Genomic DNA, 3959 nt, shown 5'->3' with positions numbered 1-3959 from the left:
AGTACATGAAGGCCCCCTTCCTTGCGCCTAGCGCAAGGAAGGGGGCCTTCATGTACTTCAGGGACCAGAGCTCCTCAGGTTCACCCTGAGGGGCTCTTTTCGTCTTTGACGGGCACCAGCGCGATGGCCAGCACCGGGAAGACGGCGGCCACGCAGAAGGCCAGTGCGTAACGCGAGTCGCCGATCACGAGCCCCAGCAGCGGCGGCGTCAGCGCGGCGGCGATGTTCTGGCCGGTGTTCTGCGTGCCCATCGCTCGCCCGGCCCACGCGAGCCCGGCCATTTCGGCCGACGCGGTGAAGCCGAGCCCGTTGTCGGACACGGTGATCACCGCGGCCAGTACGAGCGCGAGCAGCACCAGCCACGGCCAGGCCGCGTCCCCGAGCGCGACCAGGAGCATCACCGCGGCACTCGAAATCGCCAGTTGCCGCATCGGCCGCAGCCTGCTGCCGACGCGATCGGACCAGTAGCCCGACGCGAGCCTGCCCAGCGCGCCGAGGAGCTGGACGCCGCCGACGAACACACCCGCCGACGCCGCCGTCCAATGCTGCGTGGTCACCAGATACACCGGCGTGAACGCGGAGACGGTGAACTGCGGGACGACGAGCAGCGCACTCGCGCCGTGGACCCGCCACAACGCCGGCTTCCGGTACGGCGACGGCGGTTTCTCCCCTGTCCCGGAGGCGGCCGCCGGACGCGGCGGGTCGACGAGCAGCCAGGCGACGAGCAGCGCGACGACCACGGCCGCGACCGCCGGGAGGAGCAGCGAAGCCTGGAAGCCCCAGCGATCCGCGATCGGCGGGAGACCGAAGGCGGCGACCCCGACCCCGAGCGGCTGGGCCGTCTGGCGGATGCCCATCGCGAAGCCGCGTTCGGCCGGGCCGAACCAGCCGAGGACGGCCCGGCCGCTCGCGGCGTTCACTGACGCTGTGCTCGCGCCGGCAAGCAAAAAGACACCGAAGAGCAACCCGAGCGAGTGGTCACCGGTGGCCGCGTACACGAGGAGTAATCCCGACGCGCCCAGTCCGATGGCCATCACCAGACGCTCTCCGTAACGGTCCGCGGCCGCGCCCCACAGGATCAGGGTGAACAAGAGGCCAAGACTCGGCGCCGCGACGACCGTCCCCGCTTCCGCGAGCGTGAGCCCCTCCGCGCGCTGCATCGAGGGCACGAGGAACGGGATCCCGTAGAGGAACGAACAGCTCGCGGTCTGGGCGGCGAGGCCGAGCGCGAGGATGAGCCAGCGTCGTTTGCCACCGATCCCCACGCCCGCGACCTGCGTCATCGCTGCCACCGTTTCACTATTTGGGAAACTTCTCCTATATAGTGAAATATAGTTGGCTATGCTAACGAACGCAACCGCCGTCCCGGCCTCAGCGGAGTGCGGCGTACCCGGGTTTGATGACCGTGTTGATGATGCCGAGCCGCTGGTCGAAATCGAGGAACGCGGATTTCATCGCATTGATGGTGAACCACTCGAGATCGGCGAGGCCGAAGCCGAACGCCTCGGCCAGCGCGGCGAATTCGCTGGTCATCGAGCAGCCGCTCATCAGCCGGTTGTCGGTGTTGACGGTGACCCGGAAGCGCAGCCGGGCGAGCAGTCCGATGGGATGTTCGCCGATCGAGCGCGCCGCTCCGGTCTGGACATTGGACGTGGGGCAGATCTCCAGCGGGATCCGGCGGTCACGGACGTAGGCGGCCAACCGTCCCAAATGGACCGTGCCGTCACTGCCGGTCTTGATGTCGTCGACGATGCGCACGCCGTGGCCGAGCCGCTCCGCGCCGCAATGCTGAATCGCCTCCCAAATGGACGCCAGCCCGAACGCCTCCCCGGCATGAATGGTGAAATGCGCATTATTCGTCCGCAGAAATTCGAATGCGTCGAGATTTCGGGTAGGGGGAAATCCGTCTTCCGGTCCGGCGATGTCGAACCCGACGACACCGGCGTCGCGGTAGCGGACGGCCAGACCGGCGATCTCGAGGGCGCGGGCGTGCTGGCGCATCGCACAGAGCAACGTCCCCACCAGGATCCTGCCCCCTCCGGCCGCCACTCTCCGTTCACCTTCGGCGAAGCCGGCCTGAATAGCCTCGACCACCGCATCGAGTGAAAGGCCTCGTTCGACGAAGAGTTCGGGGGCATACCGCACCTCGGCGTAGGCGACGCCGTCGGCCGCGAGGTCTTCGACAGCCTCCGCGGCCACTCTGACCAGCGCTTCCTCGGTCTGCATCACACCGCAGGTATGGGCGAACGTCTCAAGGTACGAGACGAGGGAGCCGGAATCGGCGGCTTCGCGGAACCATCGGCCGAGTTCGGCCGGATCGCTGGTCGGCAAAGCCGCGTATCCCGTCTGATCGGCGAGTTCCGCGACCGTCGCGGGCCGCAGGCCGCCGTCGAGGTGGTCGTGCAGGAGGACCTTCGGAGCACGGGTCAGTACCGCCTCCGGGATGCGGGGACTGCTGCTTTCAGAGGACATACGTAACGGTAACCAGGCTGTCATTCCCCTACATGGCGGTAGCTCTCACGCTCCACTTAACCCTCAGCTTTGTCGATCACGGACTGAATCGGCCATCAGGGCAGAGCTCGGCATTGTCCGATACCCGGGGGCCATACGCACAGCAATTTCGCAATGGATAAGCTTCACCTCACGTCCCTCCCATTTCCCCGCCCCCGAAGGACACCGCAGTGACCACTGACAACCACATTGCAGCCCCGTCCTTCGACCGGATGCGCAACATGCTGGTGCGCGCGGCCGAAGTGCGTGAGAGCGAACAGCAGCAGATCTTCGACGCGCTCGACGACATCTACGCCCGCCTCGCGCCGGTCGACTCGCTCGGCGCTGTCCGCAAGCGGCTCTCGGAGATGCCCGACCGCACCGAGGTCAGCGTGCTCGCCGAGCGCCTCGACGAGACCATGTCGCGGCTCGAAGCGCAGGACAACGCGCTCGCCGCGCTGACCCGCGCCGTCGAAAGCATCGTCGACAAGCTGGCCAAGCCCTTCGCCCAGCTGGACGGCCGCCTCGACGGCATGGCCGCGAAGTTCGAGGGTGTCGCGGGCCGGATGGACGGGCTCGAGGACAAGCTCCAGAACATCCACCGCCGTCTCGACGAGCTCGGCGCGCACCTCGACAAGCAGGACGTCAAGACCGACACGTTGCCGCAGTCGGTGATCGGGCCGGTGCGTGAGCGCGTCGAGCAGGCCGAGTCGGTGCTGCGCGACCGCGTCGACACCGTCGACCGCGAGCTGCGTACCCGCGTCGAGAACCTCGACAAGGCCACCAAGGAAAGTCTCACCGCGAACGCCGAAGCGCTCAAGACCGCGCTGACCGAGACCGGCGAGATGATCGACGCCTCCGAGCGGCTCGACGGGCTCGGTGACAGGCTCGAAAAGGTCACCTCGCGACTCGACGGTCTTGCCGAGCGGCTTGACAAGGTCGAGGACGGCTTCACCGGACGCCTCGGCGACCTCGACGGCTCGATCCGCAGCGGCCTGTCGAAGGTCGAGAGCACGCTGTCGAAGCAGCCGGACACCGACTCGGTGGACACGCTGGTGCGCAAGAGCAACGACGAGTCCGTGCGCCGCATCGGCGGCCAGCTGGACGAGGCCATGGCGACCTTCGCCGAGCTGATGCTCGGTGGCGGCCCGGCCATGCAGCAGATCTCCCCGCCGCCGCCCGCACCGCGTCAGCCGCGTCGCAGCTCCCGCAACGGCCGGGCGCCCAAGGCGGCCGACGCCAAGGCCAAGGCCGACGGCACCGACGAAACCACCGAGTAGCGCTCTCGCTCTTCCCGCGTTTAGTCCTCTAGTTGCGGTAGTTCGCACTACGCACTTCCGCAACCAGAGGACTTCCTGGCGTTTGGGCGCCAACACCACCACCCGGACTACACGAGAACAGGGGTGCCGCTTTGATGGGCGGGGAGAGGGGACGGCGCGGGCAGAACCGAACACCGCGGCCGAGATCAG

General features: G+C 67.6%; 3 protein-coding genes. 1 reads left to right on the top strand and 2 read right to left on the bottom strand.

The window, feature by feature from the left end; genetic code table 11:
- Positions 1 to 80 precede the first annotated feature (80 nt).
- A complete protein-coding gene (locus AB0M65_RS40460) occupies positions 81 to 1283 on the bottom strand; it encodes an MFS transporter (RefSeq protein WP_364040849.1) in 1203 nt (400 codons plus the stop codon).
- Positions 1284 to 1371: 88 nt separating this feature from the next.
- Complete coding sequence (locus AB0M65_RS40455) at positions 1372 to 2472, bottom strand: adenosine deaminase (protein ID WP_364040846.1); 1101 nt, start codon at positions 2470 to 2472, stop codon at positions 1372 to 1374.
- A gap of 209 nt (positions 2473 to 2681) precedes the next feature.
- Here AB0M65_RS40455 and AB0M65_RS40450 point away from each other — a divergent pair, with 209 nt between their 5' ends.
- On the top strand, positions 2682 to 3770 hold the full coding sequence (locus AB0M65_RS40450) for a PA containing protein (RefSeq protein WP_364040843.1): 1089 nt from the start codon (positions 2682 to 2684) through the stop codon (positions 3768 to 3770).
- Positions 3771 to 3959 lie beyond the last annotated feature (189 nt).

Source organism: Amycolatopsis sp. NPDC051071 (assembly GCF_040682875.1).
GTDB lineage: Bacteria > Actinomycetota > Actinomycetes > Mycobacteriales > Pseudonocardiaceae > Amycolatopsis.
Note: the sequence above shows the minus strand (reverse complement) of the source record. Positions and strands in the feature narration are given on the sequence as shown.

Bases quoted from the DNA above. Each gene is read 5' to 3' on its own strand.
- AB0M65_RS40460 (WP_364040849.1), bottom strand. From the start codon at position 1,283: ATGACGCAGGTCGCGGGCGTGGGGATCGGTGGCAAACGACGCTGGCTC.
- AB0M65_RS40455 (WP_364040846.1), bottom strand. From the start codon at position 2,472: ATGTCCTCTGAAAGCAGCAGTCCCCGCATCCCGGAGGCGGTACTGACC.